The 17,431-nt window shown below is 50.7% G+C and carries 15 protein-coding genes and 1 tRNA gene; 10 read left to right on the plus strand and 6 right to left on the minus strand.

The features are described from left to right. Positions 1 to 67 precede the first annotated feature (67 nt). On the plus strand, positions 68 to 1,132 hold the full coding sequence (locus ACZ5ZS_RS09300; RefSeq protein WP_188595774.1) for a MupG family TIM beta-alpha barrel fold protein: 1,065 nt from the start codon (positions 68 to 70) through the stop codon (positions 1,130 to 1,132). Positions 1,133 to 1,180: 48 nt separating this feature from the next. Here ACZ5ZS_RS09300 and ACZ5ZS_RS09305 read toward each other — a convergent pair whose 3' ends face one another. The 3 genes from ACZ5ZS_RS09305 to malA form a co-directional block, all read right to left on the minus strand. Continuing rightward, positions 1,181 to 1,933, minus strand: a complete 753-nt coding sequence (locus tag ACZ5ZS_RS09305; protein ID WP_188595775.1) for an SDR family NAD(P)-dependent oxidoreductase — start codon at positions 1,931 to 1,933, stop codon at positions 1,181 to 1,183. A 156-nt stretch (positions 1,934 to 2,089) separates the two neighbouring features. Then, positions 2,090 to 4,051 (minus strand): GH116 family glycosyl hydrolase, encoded by a 1,962-nt coding sequence (locus tag ACZ5ZS_RS09310; RefSeq protein ID WP_188595776.1) that lies wholly within the window; start codon positions 4,049 to 4,051, stop codon positions 2,090 to 2,092. Next, entirely contained in the window at positions 4,048 to 6,102 is a 2,055-nt protein-coding gene (gene malA, locus ACZ5ZS_RS09315) for an alpha-glucosidase MalA (RefSeq protein ID WP_188595777.1), read from the minus strand. Before malA ends, ACZ5ZS_RS09310 begins: the two co-directional genes overlap by 4 nt. Positions 6,103 to 6,214: 112 nt before the next feature. Between malA and ACZ5ZS_RS09320 the strand changes: the two genes are divergently transcribed. The 3 genes from ACZ5ZS_RS09320 (at position 6,215) to ACZ5ZS_RS09330 (ending at position 10,240) form a co-directional block, all read left to right on the plus strand. Next, positions 6,215 to 8,260, plus strand: a complete 2,046-nt coding sequence (locus tag ACZ5ZS_RS09320; RefSeq protein ID WP_188595778.1) for a GH116 family glycosyl hydrolase — start codon at positions 6,215 to 6,217, stop codon at positions 8,258 to 8,260. Continuing rightward, the gene (locus ACZ5ZS_RS09325) at positions 8,257 to 8,946 is read left to right on the plus strand and encodes a PIG-L deacetylase family protein (protein ID WP_464858317.1); all 690 of its coding nucleotides are present in this window, start codon (positions 8,257 to 8,259) and stop codon (positions 8,944 to 8,946) included. The genes ACZ5ZS_RS09320 and ACZ5ZS_RS09325 overlap by 4 nt, the downstream gene beginning before the upstream one ends. Before the next feature lie 259 nt (positions 8,947 to 9,205). Next, complete coding sequence (locus ACZ5ZS_RS09330) at positions 9,206 to 10,240, plus strand: M42 family metallopeptidase (protein WP_188595780.1); 1,035 nt, start codon at positions 9,206 to 9,208, stop codon at positions 10,238 to 10,240. Between the two features lie 240 nt (positions 10,241 to 10,480). Here ACZ5ZS_RS09330 and nagA read toward each other — a convergent pair whose 3' ends face one another. Next, entirely contained in the window at positions 10,481 to 11,626 is a 1,146-nt protein-coding gene (gene nagA, locus ACZ5ZS_RS09335) for an N-acetylglucosamine-6-phosphate deacetylase (RefSeq protein ID WP_188595781.1), read from the minus strand. A 180-nt stretch (positions 11,627 to 11,806) separates the two neighbouring features. On the opposite strand from nagA, the gene ACZ5ZS_RS09340 reads away from it, so the two are divergent. The 4 genes from ACZ5ZS_RS09340 (at position 11,807) to ACZ5ZS_RS09355 (ending at position 14,960) form a co-directional block, all read left to right on the plus strand. Beyond that, positions 11,807 to 12,808 (plus strand): NAD(P)/FAD-dependent oxidoreductase, encoded by a 1,002-nt coding sequence (locus ACZ5ZS_RS09340; RefSeq protein WP_188595782.1) that lies wholly within the window; start codon positions 11,807 to 11,809, stop codon positions 12,806 to 12,808. Then, complete coding sequence (locus ACZ5ZS_RS09345) at positions 12,805 to 13,248, plus strand: YkgJ family cysteine cluster protein (protein ID WP_188595783.1); 444 nt, start codon at positions 12,805 to 12,807, stop codon at positions 13,246 to 13,248. Before ACZ5ZS_RS09340 ends, ACZ5ZS_RS09345 begins: the two co-directional genes overlap by 4 nt. Before the next feature lie 80 nt (positions 13,249 to 13,328). Further along, on the plus strand, positions 13,329 to 14,114 hold the full coding sequence (locus ACZ5ZS_RS09350) for a hypothetical protein (protein ID WP_229657624.1): 786 nt from the start codon (positions 13,329 to 13,331) through the stop codon (positions 14,112 to 14,114). Positions 14,115 to 14,396: 282 nt separating this feature from the next. Then, entirely contained in the window at positions 14,397 to 14,960 is a 564-nt protein-coding gene (locus ACZ5ZS_RS09355) for a hypothetical protein (RefSeq protein WP_188595784.1), read from the plus strand. A 5-nt stretch (positions 14,961 to 14,965) separates the two neighbouring features. Here the strand turns inward: ACZ5ZS_RS09355 and ACZ5ZS_RS09360 are convergent, their stop codons facing one another. Then, positions 14,966 to 15,385 (minus strand): LexA family protein, encoded by a 420-nt coding sequence (locus ACZ5ZS_RS09360; RefSeq protein WP_188595785.1) that lies wholly within the window; start codon positions 15,383 to 15,385, stop codon positions 14,966 to 14,968. A 137-nt stretch (positions 15,386 to 15,522) separates the two neighbouring features. Between ACZ5ZS_RS09360 and ACZ5ZS_RS09365 the strand changes: the two genes are divergently transcribed. Continuing rightward, positions 15,523 to 16,662: a hypothetical protein gene (locus ACZ5ZS_RS09365; protein ID WP_188595786.1), complete on the plus strand. Its 1,140-nt coding sequence runs from the start codon at positions 15,523 to 15,525 to the stop codon at positions 16,660 to 16,662. Between the two features lie 83 nt (positions 16,663 to 16,745). Here ACZ5ZS_RS09365 and ACZ5ZS_RS09370 read toward each other — a convergent pair. Then, a tRNA-Gly gene (locus ACZ5ZS_RS09370) sits at positions 16,746 to 16,821 on the minus strand. Positions 16,822 to 16,947: 126 nt separating this feature from the next. On the opposite strand from ACZ5ZS_RS09370, the gene ACZ5ZS_RS09375 reads away from it, so the two are divergent. Beyond that, positions 16,948 to 17,391, plus strand: a complete 444-nt coding sequence (locus tag ACZ5ZS_RS09375) for an HPP family protein (RefSeq protein WP_188595787.1) — start codon at positions 16,948 to 16,950, stop codon at positions 17,389 to 17,391. Positions 17,392 to 17,431 lie beyond the last annotated feature (40 nt).

A 17,431-nucleotide genomic window follows, 5' to 3' on the forward strand; every position in this document is an offset into this window, starting at 1 on the left:
TGACTATTGCTGCATCGAGATCTATTTATATAAATGTTTTTAATACTTGGATAAAAAGGGTCAATTAATGAAAAAACAAGTAGGCCTTATAGCTCAACCATGGCGCAAAGATAAAATAGATGAGTTCAAGCACATATTAAAGGAGGCAAGCGAGTTGGGCTTCACTGAGCTTTGGTCCGGAATAGATAAGGACTCCGTGAATGAGGTTAAGGCATTGGCGGCCACCGCCAATGAGCTTGGATATTACTATTTCGTGGACATAAACCCGGTAGTCCTGAGAAACCTGGACGCAAGCCCGACTGATCTATCTATCTTCAAGAAAATCGGGGTACAAGGCGTGCGGGCAGATTATGGCTTCAACCTGGAGCAATTGGCAGCCATGGCTAATAACGACTTGGGGTTGAAGGTTGAGCTGAACGCAAGCGTTTTTCCAATAGATGACTTGGATGACTTGCTTAAGATGATCAAAAACACAGAAAATCTATTGGCAAGCCATGATTTTTATCCATGGCAGCACACTGGGATAGCCCTCGACGATGCGATTAAGAAATCCAAGGCATTTCATGATAGAGGCATGCCCGTTGCTATTTTCGTATCCGTCAAGAACGGCGAGAGGACCACGGTGGAACATCTAAGATACTTGGATATAGGGGTATCAGCGAACATAATTTTCAATACGCGGGTAATAGATAGGGTTTTGATCGGGGACCCATTGCCTCCGCTGGATGATATGAAGAAAGTGGCCGAGGCCAAGAAGCACACCAAGATAAGGGTAAAGGCTTATCCTGGATTAACCGAGGAGGAGGCGAAGGTATTTAATAGGGATTTCCATGATGTTAGAGTCAAGGAGACTACGGTCGGGTTAACGGCCGGAGGCTCAAACAACATCACGCCCAGGAACATTGTAAGGCGTGTAAGGGGATCGGTTACCGTGATAAACAAAAACCCGGATTACATACAAGTATGGGTATTCAAAGATGATGCCCCGCCTGATCAGCGGTTCAACGTAATAGGCGAGGTGGTGGAGGAGGACATGGAAATTGTGGATAGAATAGCTGAGAGGACCAGGGGCACCTTTGCATCACTCAATAGAGAGGACCTGCCGCCGGTCGTATTTGAATTGATTAATTGAATTGATCAAGCGAATAACAATACTATTTTTATTTGGCTTTTTATGCATTCATATAATTCCTTGCGAGATCTCGGTTGGATCTTGTCTCCTCATTATGAGGCGACCGCCGTCGATTACTATGATATTGCCGGTCATGAATGTATTATCATCTGACGATAGAAATGCCAGTAATTTGGCTACCTCTATTGCTCTACCCATTCTGCCCAACGCCGTGGCCGCTCGTCTATCTAAGTCCTGGGGCGGCTCGCCCTCAGTATATATGGGGCCCGGCAACACTGTGATGACTTGAATGCCGTATCTGCCCAAGTCCACCGCCATGCTCTTAGTCATTGATATTAATCCACCTTTAACTGTTGCATAGGGAAAGGAGGACTCTAGGGGCATTATTGCCTGGATCGCGCTTATGTTTATTATTTTGCCCCTAGTCCCCCTCCTTATCATGCTCTTGGCCGCTGCCTTTGATAACAAGAATGGCGCCGTGAGGTTCAGGGCTATCATGTAATTCCACTCGTCTAGTTCCGTATCTATCACGCTGAACCTGGAATTCCTGGACGCGTTATTTATCAATACATCGACATCCATTTTCTCTATATCGGTTGATATTTTTTGTACCTGGTTTGAATCGGCTAGATCGACGTGCATGAAATCAATGCCGTATCTCCGGGTGAGACCTATTGCAGCCGCATCATCCTTGTCCAATATTAAGACCTTTGCGCCCATTGATGAGAATAACTTGGCGGTCTCCGCTCCTATTCCATTAGCTCCACCGGTTATCACGATTTGCTTGCCATTAATTCCCATAAGACGGACTAAGTAGAATAGCTAATTAATATTTGCCCAGTAAAATATCCCGCCCTAGTGGGGTCTCTGGCTGATTGATGAATTTTAATGAATTGCCCTCACCATAGATAAGAACTATCATGTATTCTTTGTATAAAAGATAAAGCGATTATATGATCATTTCGTTTTATTAACTAAGTTCAAGGCATGCATCACTAAATAAATCGACGCGCTTCCTATATAGTAGGGCAGGCCGAAATGAGAACCGTTAAATGCATCTATCTTGGATGGTTGATTCCATGGATACCTCTCGGATATCGTCTGCCACTCCTTCTTGGCCACGCTCAAGCCCTCATCAACCAAGCCCTCCAATATCATGTGGGCCGCCACTGCAAAGGATACCCGTGGCCAGCATGATTTCATTTGATCCGTGGTCATATCAATGGTTCCATCAGGGTTAACGGAGTTGACTAGACAATACTTAGATGCATTGCCGTTTAGTTCGTAGATGCTTCTCAATGCCATCCTTATCCTTGATTTATCCACAACATTATCGAGCCCCAGTAAATCGCACCAAAGCTCCCCTATTAGTTGGGATGTCAAGCAAGTATCCCGTCGTTCCTTGTCGCTCTTCCATGAGATGAAGTACCGACCATTCCATAATGACTCAAGGGTTGACCTGGTCTTCTCCAAGCGCCTCTCATACATGCTTGCATCAATGCCAAGCCTGCGCGATGAATCGATGAATGCTCTCAATGCGCATGCAAAGAGCGATCCTATATATGATGATGCGCCATACATATATGTACCGTCATATGAGTTATCGAACCCGCCCCGCGAGTCCGGTATGCCGTCTCCATCCTCATCCTTGCTCAACAACCAATCTATTACCATTTTCATCTTTTGGTAATTCCGCCTAAGCAGGTCCACATCATCGGTATACCTATAGTCCCTGTAAATCATGAGAATCCATGTAGGTCCTAGATCATTCCATGAGTATGGGTATGATGCGCCATAAATGGGGTCCTCAATGCTTTCCTCCCCTATATCGTGGGGAATCTCTCCTTTGTTAAGAAATAATGAGAAGTATTCGTCCATTTTCTTGGTTAATTCAGGGAAGTACTCCAGCAATGGGAATGAAATGGAGTCCCAAGTCATTGAGCCGATGGTATTCATCAACAACGATATCTCGGGGTCCTCATATATGGCGAGCCTGCCATCCTTGGTGAGCCAACTACTCGTCAATACGTAGAGGCTGTTCCTATACGCATCGTTCAACCAATTCCCATTATCGGGTAACTCCACGTGCGGTTTCTCCGAGTCAACGTATTCGGCGACATCTATTGCATCGCTGAACCAATTCTCGTAGTAGTGGCCATATGGATAATGATGCGGCCTTCCGTTGAAGAACCATGTTAAATAGAACGATTCTTCCCCATCTATCTCTTTCCAAACGATTCCCCCCAACTCCTCCCTAGCGAACTGCTTTATGTGATACTCGTATTCCCCCCCATCCTCTATGCTGGATCCATCAAATACCGATGCATCCTCTACCATGCTTTCCTCCGCTCTATCTGGGACCCAATATTCATAGTCTATTTTACTTTTGCAACCGCTGCAACCAATGAAGATCTCTCCATATCTGGGATCGGATTGAGAGGCCCGTAGGTTAGTCATTAAAACCCCATTAACCCGCCCCTCCACTCTATAATTAGTGCGTCCCCACCTCCTGGTCCCAACTATATTGGGAAACGATAAAGCGATCACACCCCTACCCCTTATATCAAATATTATGGCCGGCAACGATGAATTCTTCAAGTCCCTTGGCACGAATGGAGAATAAATCCTAACCTCGAAATTAGGACTGGTGATCTTATAGCGGGCTTCCGGGAACAATGCATCTGCCATTATCGAGCCGGGGGTTTTATTCCTAGTCTTTATCTTATAATCCCTGGCAGGGTTACCTTGTAGAAACGTATTCGTTGCCAGGTCCACTAAGTGAAAACCCCTTATATGCCTTAATGGATTGGACCAATTATTCATTATTGTTATGTTATCTATAGTTAGGTCCGAGAAGAAATCTATCTTACCTGAACCCAAAGAGCCTATTGGCACCCCTTGATTCTTCGGAAATATCACTCCATCCTCACCTCATTAACCACGCCGTTTATATCTATTATTATAGCATCCCCGCTACTGGCGAAGCCCGTTTCCTTCCCATCTACATACACGCGTTCCGCAGAACCAATGAAAGTTATTTTCCCTACTTTGTATGGCTTGGAGAAAAACAACCCATTGGGATCACTTTTTATTATGGCATCCTTGTGCCTCACCTCCCCGCTTCCATTAATTATGAAGTCGCCGCCGGAGAGGGGCACTATGGAGTTGGACCTTATGTATATGGGCAAGTCATTGCTCGATTCCACTGTTCCCGACACGACCTTATTTGTCCAGTAATCCACCCACTTCTCATTCCCAGGCAGAAACACCAATCTCCTATTTTCCTGCGGATAAACTATCGGCGCGAAGAGCACGTGTTTTCCAACCATATATTCATCCTCTATCCTATATGTATCCTCATCGCTCGGAAATTCATAGAAGAGCGGCCTAATAATCGGGTGGCCCAATTCATGTGCCTCAACCGCAGTATCGTATAGGTAAGGCATGAATTTATACCTCAAATTAATGGCTTCCCTCACCTTGTCCTTGTAGTACCTAGGCAGGTATATTGGCTCCGTATCTATGCCGTCAGTCGCCTTGTGGGTCCTATAGAGCGGAAAGAAAAGCGCTGCCTGGTAATACCTCATCAATAGCTCCATGGAGTTATCGATGAAGGGCCTACCCCTCCCCTGGAACCCGCCTATATCAATGCCGACTAGTGGAACCCCTGAAATCGATAACCCCAACACCAATTGCAACTGAAGCCTTAATTGATCCCATGAAGGCGTACCGTCAGCGGTCCACACGAAGGCGTACCGCTGTATCCCAGCGTATCCGGATCTACTTAATATGAATGGCTCCACGTTCGCTTTCCTCAAGCCCTCAAACGTGGCCATTGCTTGATAAAAGGGGTATGCATTCCTAACCAAGGAGTGGCTGATCCGTTGATTTCCGACTCTATGCATCACATCATCGGGGAAGGCCGTCCAATAACGATCGTCCTTCAACTCAAACGGAGACTCGCCCAATGTATTCCTGACCTCGCTTACCTTGGTGAAGTCCGTGGGTTCATTCATGTCCAGCCATATTCCATCCACTCCCTGCGAAACCCATTTCCCTATCAAATCGCTCCACCACCTCCTGGCATTCTCATCGAAGAAGTCAGGGTACACAGAGCTGCCGGGCCACATCCTGCCCACGAATAGTCCTCCATCCTTGGTTTCGCAGTATTTTCCCAATCCATCGATGAACACGCTATAGTTCTGGTCCGCCTTAACGCTGTGATCAACTATGGTTATTAACTTAACGCCGCGGGAGTGAAGCTCGTTTATTAACTTGGCTGGATCGCTGAACCGCTCCTTATGCCACGTGAATATCTTGAATGAGTCCATGAAGTCTATGTCGAGGAATACGGCTGTGACCCTAAATCCATCGCTAGCTAATAGGTCTAATAATTCTATTATTTTGTCCTGCGGATAATAGGTGTACCTGGATATCATATAACCGAACGCCCATTCCGGCGGCAGGAACGGCAATCCCGTCAATTTGGAGTACTGCTCCATTACGTTCTCTATCGTTGGTCCATCGAACACGAATAGCTCCACTCCATTATCGGGCACGTATATCTTTATCTTTCCATAATCCTCAAAACCAACGTCTATTACCAACTTCGACGCGGAATTGATGAAGTATCCCCTAGCCCTTCCCGCCTCGACTGTTATAAGGAATGGTATGTTAACGTAAAGCGGGTCCTGGAAGCGCTGGTAGACCCCGCAGTCGAGGTTCCACATCACGTACCTCTTCCTCTTCCTATCTAATTCCACCGCTTTCTCCCCCAGGCCGAGCACGTGCTCTCTGAGCCCCAGCCCCTTCTCTATTACTACCTTGCCATCACTGCTCGAGATGCCCAGCCCCAAGTCATTGATTTTCTTGCTGGATTCGCGGCCGTCGAACTCAAAGGTAACTGGAATGATGGGTTCCCCAGCCAATACTCTATAGGTATTTCCATCTTCGTATATATGTATATTCATTGAACGCATTAATCTGAGTCGATTTAAAGCATTTTTCAATATATATAAAGGTATAATCCTCCAAAGGGAAAATAGCTTAATCTAAATAAAGCGGAGATATTATTGATTTTAAATGGTAACTTACAAATCCGATGACCCGATTGCAAATGGGGTTCCCCTGGGCGGAATAGGGGCGGGAAAGGTGGAGATAAACAATAAGGGAAAGATGGTGAATATAACCATAGCAAATAATTGGTCATTTCCAATAAAGGAGATGCAGGGTTTCCACATATTCATAAAGCCAGACGATGCGGATCCGTTTTTCTTGCAGGATGAATTGAATTTCATTAATTTGAATAAATTTTCCACCAAGTTGATATTCGAGGGCAGATATCCGTTTGTGAGAATTAGAGGGGGCACCGTTAATGCTATGATGGAGGCTTTTTCTCCAATAATACCCTCCGACGTAGTTAATTCGTCGCTGCCCGCGATTGGTATTTCCATACGGGTTAGCGGAAGCCGAGGCGGGATAGTTGGCATTTCCTTTTCTAACATATGCGGCATAAGCAAGATAGGCAGATACAACGAGCAGGTAAGAAATGGGATAAGAGCCAAGAACGCCAAGAGTAACGAATACGATCCCTACAATGGAGAGATAACCCTGATAGCAGAATCGCCCAGCAACATAGTGGCCCAGTATAACTTCCAAGTGGATAGAAAGCTTGAAAAGGCGTTAAACCTGCATAGGGTTATAGAGGATGAAAGGCCGTGGATGGCGATAATTGAGGGAAGGGAATTAAGGGCGGATTCAGGTGAATCCAGGGGATCCTATTATTCCCCGGCGGGCATGGTGTTGAGCAGGTATGAGGGAGGGGATGACGTTAAATTCGTCTTCTCGTGGTTCTTCAACAGACCTTGGGTTTATTATCCGTATAGGCATTACTACTCGAATTACTTTTCGAGCTCCATGGAGGTGGCGGATTACTTCATGGATAACTTCGACGAATTTAGAAGAAAGACCTTGAACTGGCAGGAAAACCTCATAGATCCAAGCCTTCCGGAGTGGTTAAGGGATGCAGTGATAAATAGCACGTATATTCTCTCCTCTAGCACATGGTTGGATGAAAAAGGAAGATTCTCCCTCTATGAAGCGCCGGAGGTGGGGCCCATGCTAGGCACTATAGGTGGGGTCACCTACGAGGCCGGTTCATTGCCGGTAGTATTGATGTTCCCGGAGCTGGAGAAATCATTTCTTAAAATGCTGGCCGCCAACATGAGGGAGAACGGGTATATACCGCATGATCTTGGAACGTTCTCGCTGGATGCGCCCTCGGATGGAACAACTGCGCCCCCGGAGTGGAAGGATACAAACACAACATTCATTTTATTAATATATAGATATTACCTTAGAACCAAGGACTTGGATTTCTTGAAGGAAATGTACCCATATATGTTGAAGGCAATGCAGTGGATCTCAAGCCAAGATAGGGATGGAGATGGATTGCCTGAATTAGATGGATCATGCGATACAGGATATGATTGTGTCCCCATGGAAGGCAATTCAAGCTATACTTCGTCTCTTTTCATTGCGGCAGCTCTAGCCCTGATCGACGTATCGAAGATACTAAACGATGATAAAACTACGGAGGAGTTATCGGCGTTACTGGTTAGGGCAAGGGATTCATTTCGTCGCCTATTCGATGGGAGAAAATTCATCGCTTGGACTGGAAAGCCTCAACATCATAATGCATCATTTGCCGCCCAGATATTCGGGGAGTGGTGGGCGTTTATATTAGGAATGGAGGATATAGTAGAACGAAGCAAGATAAGCCTTGCCCTGGATACGATACGGGAAGTAAATGGTAATTCCTCAACGTACTGCACACCCAACATGGCTAGGGAGGATGGAGGGCCAGTCGACATAGATAGTCAGCTGACGTCATCATGGCCAAGGCTGGTCTTCAGTCTATCTGCATTGGCATATTCTATGGGAAAGACGGAGTGGCTCAACATAGCGAAGAAGGAATGGGATAACTTGGTGAGGCTTGGTCTGGCGTGGAACCATCCTTCCATAATACATGGAGACGATGGACAACCGGATAAGCCGTTCCTGGATCACTACATAGGAAGCGCTGCATTATGGAGCTTCACGTATAAATACGCCAGCGAAAGAACATGAAGATACTGTACGTTTCTCCGCATCCGGATGATGAATGCGATAACGCCGGCGGCACGTTGACCATGTTATCAAGGCATAACGATATATATGTTTTTTACCTAACCGATGGACGGCTTGGATCCCCAAACCCGGCGGAGAGGGGCGATGAACTGGCGCACATTAGGAAGGATGAAGCCTTGAAAGGGTTAACGGTTCTCGGCATCGATCAAAGCAATGCATATTTCTTCAATTACCCAGACGGCGCGCTCAGCAAGTTCATCTATGATGGAGTGAAAACCATAATGCCAGTTCTAAAGCGGATCTCCCCGGATATAGTTTTTTATCCCTCAACGCTGGATATCCACCCGGATCACTGGGCTGCTGGAAAGATAATTGTCGCTGCCATCGGCAAATCAAGGCTAAATCCGGGCCAGTTATCCTACCTGAATTGGGAGCCCAGACCATCCATTGATGTCGGCATCATGTTGAAGTACATAAAATGGAAGACGCTCCGCAAAAAAGCAATTTATGTAAGGGTGACTGATTTCAAGGATATAAAATTCAAATGCATGGAGAAACACGAATCACAGCTGAGATATCTTAACGAGAGCTATATCGATCGATTCTTCAATGCGGATTACGAGAGGTTTTACATAGAAAGGAAGACTCCCAATATGGATCTGCTGGCATCCCTGCTCCATGCATAGCGAAGCCCAGGTAATATAGGTAATCTCTACATGCCTAAAATCACTTCTAATCTATGCATCTCCATCAAGGGATCACTTGCTCTACCTACCAACGTGAATTGCACTGGATGCATTTCGCGCAATTGATTAAAATTCATCCCTGCATGAAACGGCAATGCATTATTGGACCCATGAAGAACGAGCGGTCGAATTTCCTTAACGCTGTATCCTGCCTTTTAATGCCGGGGACTGTTTTAAACTGCATAGTTAGGCCCTAGGCATGGATCTAGGCCTACTCAAAGCATTATCGGACGAGTTCGGTCCCTCCGGCTTCGAGGATCGAGTTAGAAAAATAATATCGGCCAACATAAATGGAAGCATCATCGATGCCATGGGTAACTTAATCGGGCAAGTCGGTGAATCGGGGCCCCGGGTCTTGATCAGTGCCCACATGGATGAGGTGGGATTCATGGTGACGCACGTGGATCAAAGGGGCTTCCTGCGCATAGCCCCGCTTGGCGGGCTCGATGCTTGGACTATGCTGGGCCAGGAAGTAATGCTTAGGAATAAGGAGGGAGAGTTGGTGAGGGGAGTGGTGGGAGTAGATCCTCCCCACCTCAGGAGGGACAGGCCGCCCAGCAAGTTCGAGGAGTTGTACGTGGATGCTGGCTTCTCCTCCAGGGAGGATGCTGCCAGGGCTGGAGTAATGCCGGGAACGCCGGGAACCTTCTCCGCATCACTCGTTGCGCTCGGAAACGCAGTAATGGGGAAGGCGCTTGACGATAGGGTGGGGGCCTACGCGTTGATCGAGGCCATGAGGCGGACACGCGACTCAAACGCATCCCTCTTCTTCGCTTGGAACACGCAGGAGGAGGTGGGGTTGAGGGGAATACAGGCCGTGGTGAATAGGGTGAATCCCGACTTGGCGATAGTGGTGGAGACGACTACGGCTGCCGACGTGCCGGGCAATCCCGAGGAGCAATGGATAACTGCGCTGTGCGGGGGAGCAGCCGTGAGGGCAATGGATAGATCAATGATAACGAACCCAGTGCTCCTATCCAAGTCGCTGGAGGCGTTGGAGGCACGCAGGGTCAAGTATCAAGTGCAGGTAAACCCCTACGGCGGGACCGATGCTGGGGCAGTTCACATTCATGGAACCGGAGTGCCGACCCTTGTCATATCGACCCCCGCCAGGTACATTCACTCACCTAGATCCGTGGCATGCATTGATGACATAGAGCAAGTGGTGAACGCATTAATGGCCGTTCTTTCCAGCGTGGACACATTAATGGATTCCATCGCCAGGAGAGATTAGCATTGATCAATTTTCATTTCAATAAATATGTTCATTAATATCCCCTTAGCTCTATTTTACATTAATATGTTATTCCATCCAAACTAAAGGCACAGTTAGATGACTTGTTCAAACCGAGGAAGATGAAAATTAAGGGGAACTCCTCGATATGGGGATCTAGATAACGGTGAGGATGATGTAAACGACAAGGAGGAGATTTTACCTGCCCTTTTAAAGAAAAGGCAATAATCAATAAATTAACTACGTGGCGGAATACACGTTCTCCCCATTTATGAATGAGCGGACCACCCTGTACTTATCATCCAGCGCCACGAAATCAGCCGCACAGCCCGGTCTCAAGCATCCCACTTCCCGAAGCCCAAGCGAGAGGGCTGGTACCGCGGTTGCCATGCTAATCGCCGTGGTGGGCTTGATTCCCAAAGAGATCATGTTCCGCACAGCCCTATCCAGCGTTAACGTGCTGCCGGCAAGCGTTCCATCCGGTAAGGTGGCCCTGCCATTGGCAACCGTCACCCTCAACCCTCCCAATTCGTACTCCCCATCGCCGAGTCCAGCGGCGGCTATCGCATCTGTGACCAAGACAATCCTATGAGAACCAGCGTACCTCACAGCGAATAGCACTGCCTCTGGCCTCAAGTGGATTAAGTCCACTATTAGCTCCAGGTACACGTTCTCGTTATCCATCAACGCCATGACAGTGCCCGGGTCCCTGTGATGTATCCCCTTCATGGCGTCGAAAAGATGAGTGGCCCGGCTTGCTCCAAGGGCTACGGCCCTAGTCGTGGTTTCATAATCCGCGTTGGTGTGGCCCACGCTGACGACGACGCCCTGCGAGACAGCGTACTGTATCAACTCCATCGCACCTTTCAACTCAGGAGCAACATGCACGAGAAGAGGCATGTCGCCCGCCAAGGCCAAGTACTGCTTGAGCTCGTCCAAGTTGGGAACGCGTATGACCTCTGGATTCTGGGCACCTCGCCGCTCCGGGTTTATGTACGGGCCCTCCAATCCAATTCCCACAGCCTTGGCGCCCCGCAGCTCCCTTCGGCCACTGATTATCAGGCCAAGAACTCTAAGTATGTTCTCATGCCGCGCGGAGACTAGGGTGGGCACGAATGAGGTCACCCCGAACCTAGCCAAGTTGACTGATATCTCATTCAACTCCTTCACGCTCGCGGACCTAGTCACATCGAACCCGCAACAGCCATGTATGTGGGTATCAATGTATCCAGGCGCAATGGATAAACCCCTCAAATCCACGTCGCTGGGCATCCCTCCGGCATCGCGCACCTCCGCTATTACTCCACGATGGATGATGATGGATACATCATGAATTGATTGATAGGGAGTGTAAATCGTGTCTACCCTGACTACCTTCTCGGCCATACGTATTAATGATCACGGCCCTAATAAATACTAATTTATATAAAAATTCATCTATGAGATCATAGATCACCCCCCTCCCCTGCCCAGATCCGACTTACTGGAGGGAGGCTTGCCTCTCCCTTCGTCAATGAATTAATCGCCCCAAAAAGGTTTATATAGAGTTTTTTTCTCGTTAAGGCCATGTCATTATCCCTCGGCAGTCTAGAGCTTGCGGGAGATGTGGTTGATGAGCTTAAATCCAAGCTGCTGGACGTAATAATAGTAGGCGGGGGACCAGCAGGCCTAAATGCCGCTTTATACGCTGCCCGCTATAAGCTCTCTACCGCCGTGATAAGCGAGGACGTGGGGGGCCAGGTGGGGAAGGCCGGGTGGGTTGAGAACTACCTAGGCTATGAGAGGATAATGGGGCCCGACCTGGTCAGCAAGTTCGAGCAACACGTGAAGAGCTACGGAGTGCCGTTTCTCCTGGACTCCGTGGTGGCGGTGAGGAGGGATGGGGATTCCTTCGTTGTTACAACGTCATCCGGCGATGACTTAAGGAGCAGGACCGTGATACTGGCGGTGGGGGAGAGGAGAAGGAAGCTGAATGTGAAGGGGGAGAAGGAGTTCGATGGGAAGGGCGTGTCCTACTGCGCACCGTGCGATGCCCCGCTCTTCAAGGACAAGGTGGTGGCCGTGGTGGGGGGCGGGGACGCCGCCGCCAGCGCATCGCTCCTATTGACGGAGTACGCCAAGAAGGTCTACATAATACATAGACGCGATAAGCTGAGGGCCGAGCCCACTTACCAGGACATGCTGAGGCGAAACCCCAAGATAGAGATACTGTGGAACACGGTGGTGAAGGAATTGAGGGGAGACAAGCTCCTGCGCTCCGCCGTCCTGCAAAGAACAGATACGGGGCAGGAGTACGGCCTCTCCATAGACGGCATATTCGTGGAGATAGGGGCCGAGCCCCCCGTGGAGTTGTTCAGGGGAATCGGGTTGAAGACCGATGAGCGCGGGTACGTCGTTGTGAATAACTTGATGGAGACAAGCGAGCCCGGCATTTACGCCGCCGGCGATGCCGTTAACATAACCCCGCTGGACTTCAGGCAAATAACGGTGGCGGCCGGTCAAGGCGCGTTGGCCGCCTACTCGGCCTATAACTACATCCTGAAGAGGTACGGCCAGGGAAGGCAATGATACGGGTAGTGAGGAACCCAGCCGAGGCGGAGGTCAAGTTCGAGTGCACCATGTGCGGGGAGTGCTGCTTGGGAACCAGCATGGAGCTGTTGACGGATGACATGGAGAGAATCGTTGGGCTTGGGTATGGATTGGATCAATTCGCGGCAAGGGGGTCGGATGGCGTGTGGAGGCTGAGGAACGTGGATGGGCACTGCGTCTTCTACGATCCCGACTCCAAGCGTTGCAGGATATATGAGAGCAGGCCAATTGGCTGCAGGCTCTATCCCCTCAACTACGATGACGAGGAGGGGGCCGTGGTGGATAAGGCATGCCCCGCTTGGAGAACCGTCCCCCCATCAGAGAAGAAACGGCTGGGCCGCTTGCTTCAACTATTCGTGGAGGAAACACAGCGCACCGACGACGAGGTAAGGCTGCTCAGGCTAATGGGTAAGCTATAGCTCAAGTTACCTAGATTGAATTTCCTCACGTGCACAGTACCTAGGGAAACGCCGATTTAGGCCAGGCCGTGAGCAGAATCATGCAGTCAAAGCAACCGATTCAATCGAAGTCCCGCTCACCTCACGTGGACAGCGGGGCGTTCTCCGCAATCATGATAACCTACGCGTTGGCGTTGTCCACCGCCGTTGAGTTGGGCGGCTTGAACCCAGTTAGGGTCGTCCTGGTGACCCTCTTGGTCGCCGCCAATGTGGCCAGCCTGGTGAGGGTTCACCTTAGATTGGTGTCTAGGCCGAGGAAGTCCGATTACGCATTATTCCTAATCAACGTCGCGCCGTACCTCTACGTCCTATACGTCGCGCCCCAGCCATGGCTGGCCCTATCCGTGATTCCCCTGGCCGTGTTTTTATGGGAGGCATTTCATGGAAGAGGGAGGGGGGCCGTGGCCAACGTTGCCGGGACCGCGCTGCTCGCATCGGCTTACCTGCCTTGGCTAGCCATGATGGGGGGAAAGCCTTCCCTGGCCGTCATAAATGCCGCATCCATATGGCTGGCATACCACGTGTTCTCGGCGATATACGTGGAGGGAAAGCTTCCCTTTAGAACCATCAAGCCGTGGGCCGCGTCCATATGGTGGTTATCAGTGCTTCCGCCGCTGGCCTACGCATCCCTGGGCACCGGTCTTTACCTGGCTCTCGTGGAGCCAACTATTAGGGCCATCTACTCCCTCAGGGAGGGGAAGGTGGATCGCCGCGGATTGCGAGATAGAGTGAGGAGAATCGGCATCGCGTTACTTTTGGAATCAATAATAATGGCAGTACTATTGTCGGCATTGCTCATGATCGGCGGATTCAAATCATTTCCCTGAGGAGCACCTTACATTCAGATTTTCTTGATACTTAGACGGCGTATCCCTTGGGAGCGATGGGATTAATTGCGTGTCCAATTTTTGGTAACGCATTTTGCTTGTATGATCATAAAGGCAATACTGGGCATCGAGAATATTTCTGTGCTCAACTATACAACGAAAGTTGCAACGGATATTGAATATCCCTTACTGCGGTGGGGTTAATCGAGGCATGGCTTTTGAATTCCGCGCTCCGCGGCCGGCGCGTGATCTGCTTATTAATGCCGTTCCCTCCAGCGTTTCGTGATTAATTTATATATAATCGTCGCGGGACTATTGCTGGGCGTTGCCCACGGAGTTGAGCCCGATCACTTGGCCTCAATATCTCTATCTAAGAGGGGGGCGATGGGCGGTCTCCACTTTGGGCTCGGCCATGGCTTGGGCTTTCTCATTATCGCCCTCCCCCTGGTTCTGGCCATGCGCTCCCTGCCCTACAAGGCGGCTGTCGACGATGCTGCTCTGGCTGTATCCCTAGCCATTGCCTGCGTGGCTGTCTACTCGGCGGCGAGGGGGATTGACTTAGAGCTTGGGCCCCGGGGCGCGCAGGGGCTTGGAGTGCTTCAGGGCGCCCTAGCCTTGACGCCGACCAAGGTGTTAGTCATTGCTCTCGCCGCGGCCGCTGATGTGTATGTCGGCATTGCAGCACTGGCCGCGTTCACGCTGGGGTCCGTGGCCGTGATGACGGCGTATGGGCGCGCCAGGGCGGCTATCCCCAGCGGGTTAGATAGAGTTATTACCATCGCGGTATCCCTGGCATCCATATTGTACGCCGCGTTGGGGTTGCTTGGGCTGGCGTATCTTGGCTAGACCCTTCACTTTATGGCTCCGCGAAGCTTGCTCCATTGCTCCTTGAACTCCAGAGAGGAGAATATCACCAGGGCAGCTAGGGGTATGGCCGCCATTGGGTCCAACGCTATTGCCTTCATGGCCACGGCCACGGCGTAGGACGCCGCCAGCGAGGCGCTGAAGCCCAGGTAAAACGCCGCTCTCGGCAGGGCCTTGCTGCCGATTATGATCAATCCCTCAACCACTCCATTCCTCCTAACAGCGACGTACCCGCCCTCCTCCTTCACGGCCAACCCAAGCCTCCTGAGCCGCTCCAGGTGGTGATAGGCGACGCCGGGGCTGGACAGAGAGAGGGATCTCTGGACCTCCCTAATGCTCATCGGCCTGCCCTCGCTCACCAACAATAGGTAAACCCTAAGCGCTGTGTCCCCCAGCTCGTTACCCACGTCGTTGCGCCGATTCAACTACTTAAAAAACTAGCCGCTCGACCTTCACGTACCAGTCCCTGGAATGCCGAGCGAAACTCGCCCAGCCGAGGCGCGCGGGGGATTAGTAATATTTAGGGGAGCGGCGGTTCCCAATCATGAATTCAACGGAGCTCGCCCGCTTGATGGGCATCATGGTTGCCCTCGTGGTGATGTCAATGGCATGGATGGCGCGCGCCGCATCACAGACAGGCCCCCCTCATCAAGTCGATGGAGCCACCGCGATAGCCGATTACTACGTGATCAATCCCTACTCCAACGGCACCCGGATGTCTGCCGGCAATGAGACGCTGATAAACGTTCAATCCATTGCTTATCCGGGGAACCACACGATCTACATGGCCTCGCTGCTCAACTCAAGCGGTTGGCTGGATGGGTACGCCGTGTACATCCCCAACCTCCGCGGCGCAGTCTTGATGGTTAAGGCGCCCAGCATCGAGCCGGGTCTACCGTACCTATTAGTTGTGTACGAGGCTAACTCCACGTCGACTTACCTGGGCTACGCCTGGCTGCCGGGCGGCGAGGCGTTGAGTTTAATCAACGACGGTTCTGCTTGGACGAGGGCGGTCACCATGCTCCCCCTAAGCGATTATGCGAGGGGCAACGTTAAGGTGAGGGTCATGCTTCCCTCCGGCCCCGCCGGCAATGGCACCGTATGCGCGATACCCCCCATGGAGCTCATCCCAATGCCGCCCATTGAGGGCTTGAGCTTGCCGACCCAGCAGTGCAGCGACGTGTCAAGCGGCGCGGCAATCATAGACGGCATCCCCTTGATTCCGTACGTAATGATTTACAGTTACTCCGTCAACGTCGATCAACTGCTCGGCGTTTCAGGAACAAACGAGTCAAGCATATACAACGAGACAATCCACGTGCTGGGCGTCGACGTGAACGTGACTGTGAGGAAGATAGTCTACTACGAGTCGAGCCCCGGCGTAATAGAGGCAACCGGGCGTGGGTTATTCGTTCCAGGCCAGGCCGCCGAGATAAACGCGTCGATAATCGAGTACCCAGCGCCGCTCCCGCCTTACATGATCTACGCGCCGGCAGCGGTCGTGGAGCCCATCAATAAATACGAGACGCCATCAGCCCTCAATGAATCCAGCGCAGCGCGACCGCGTGGGTACTTCAACTACGGTTATGCCGCCGCCATGGTCGTGATAGCGATAGCCGTGGGCACTGCTGCCGCAGTTGCAGTGGGCAGGCGGGTCGACTCAATTAATGGTGAGGGGCAATAGGTCTCGGCGGGGAGATTCTCCTCGCTGCCAAGCGATTCATGTCGTTGTTGAAGGACTCATAAATGCCGCCCATAATGGCTTGATGCGGCCGCCGGGATTTGAACCCGGGATCTGCGACGTGGCAGGCCGCCGTCCTGATCCAAACTAGACTACGGCCGCTCGGCTTTTGGGTTGGATGGCTGGATTTTTAAGGTTTCCCCGGAGGCATTCCATGACCCGGCCGGCGCCTCATGGCTAGGCGACGCTCGGATGCATGTTTTTAATGGCCGGCAAACGCTGCCGAGCGTGAGGAGTAGATTCCTATACTTCGCGGAGTACATGGCCGCCGTCTCCGCGATATTGGCCATGAGCGCCAACAACAAGGTATTCCTGCTGGCCCCGCCCTACGCGGTATCCGCCTACCTGGTCCTCTTCGAGAGGAATACAAAGTTCTCCAAGCCGAGCGGGTTGGCAGTTTCGTATGGCTTCGCCATAGCATCCTCGGAGGCCCTCCACGCGTTGCTGGGCCCCTCCATAGCTTCGATGACAATCAACGTATTCGCTGTCTCGGCATTCATTATGTTGACCGAGTACTCTCACCCGCCAGCCATAGCCTTAACCATATTCTCGTACCTTAGGTTCAGCGACGTGCTATTCGTGACCAGCTCGCTCGCTGCGCTGGGCATAATAATTTTGATTTACGCGATCGATTCAGCACTAATCAGGGCTGGGAAGTTGAGCCGCGTCTAGGCTTGCCAGGGTCATCGACGGAATCAAATTAAAGGCTTGG

Source organism: Thermocladium modestius (genome assembly GCF_055398215.1).